This window comes from Oleiphilus sp. HI0117 (genome assembly GCF_001635235.1).
Genome location: NZ_LWGA01001055.1, coordinates 1 through 1,178 on the forward strand (window position 1 = coordinate 1; position 1,178 = coordinate 1,178).

Consider the following 1,178-nt stretch of genomic DNA (forward strand, 5'->3'; position numbering starts at 1 on the left):
TTCTCAAGGCACTGAGCTTTTGCTTCTCGACCGATGATCGCCTGGAAGTCACGCACAAGCATAGGGTAAGGGTGAGGCCCCGCAACCGTACCAATAATATAAAAAGTATTATCGACATTCGTTACCCAGTCTCGAAGCGCTTCATTCATCGCATCTTTTAGGGTTTTAGTGCCGCTTGTTACTGCTTCAACTTCTGCACCCAGGAGCTTCATTCGATAAACGTTCAGAGCTTGACGACGCACATCTTCAATGCCCATAAAGACCTTACATTCGAGGCCCAAACGAGCTGCAACGGTCGCAGAAGCAACACCGTGCTGACCTGCACCTGTCTCAGCAATCACTCTTGGCTTACCTAAGTACTTAGCTAATAGTGCCTGACCGATGGTATTATTTACTTTGTGCGCGCCGGTATGATTAAGGTCCTCTCGCTTAAGGTAGATCTTTGCACCGCCCACTTCTCTAGTCAGACGTTCGGCAAAATAAAGCGGTGAAGGCCGACCCACATAGTCAGCCATATCCTTATCAAACTCTTTACAGAACTCAGGGTCATCTTTGAGAGAAAGGTATTTCTTCTCAAGGTCTTCAAGCGATGACATCAAAGTCTCTGAAACAAATCGACCACCATAAGGGCCAAAATGCCCTTTATTATCAGGAAGTTGAGCTAACAATTCTTCAGTAATTCGTGTATTCGCTGGCACTCGACACCTCATCTACAAAACTTGAAACTTTAGAGTGGTCTTTCACACCCTTACGTAATTCTACACCGCCACTTACATCTACCGCATAGGGGCGCACCTGTTTAACAGCAGCGCGCACATTCGAGGCGTTTAAGCCCCCGGCAAGAATAAGTGGTTTAGTGGTATTTTTTGGAATAATTGACCATTCAAAGGCCTCTCCTGTTCCACCAGGAACACCTTTTTTATAAGTATCTAGCAATAAGCCTAAGGCACTAGAGTAATGTTTATCGGCCTCTAGAATATCTTGCTCGCACTGAACACGCACGGCTTTAATATAAGGACGATCAAAGCTTGAACAAAAATCTTCGTTTTCATCGCCGTGAAACTGAATAAGGCTTAGCGAGGCTAGGTTAGAAACCTCTTTCACATAAGACTTAGAAGCATTAACAAATAAACCTACAGCAGAAACAAAAGGTGGAAGTTTAGCAATAATATCGCAAG

General features: G+C 44.6%; 2 protein-coding genes. Both read right to left on the reverse strand.

Features of this window, described 5'->3' with window-relative positions:
* Positions 1-698 (reverse strand): pyridoxal-phosphate dependent enzyme (locus tag A3757_RS18920; RefSeq protein WP_231878323.1); only part of this gene is annotated, 698 nt, incomplete at its 3' end.
* The coding region (locus A3757_RS18925; protein ID WP_068740086.1) for a phosphoribosylanthranilate isomerase at positions 673-1,178 on the reverse strand (506 nt) is incomplete at its 5' end. The genes A3757_RS18920 and A3757_RS18925, both read right to left, overlap by 26 nt.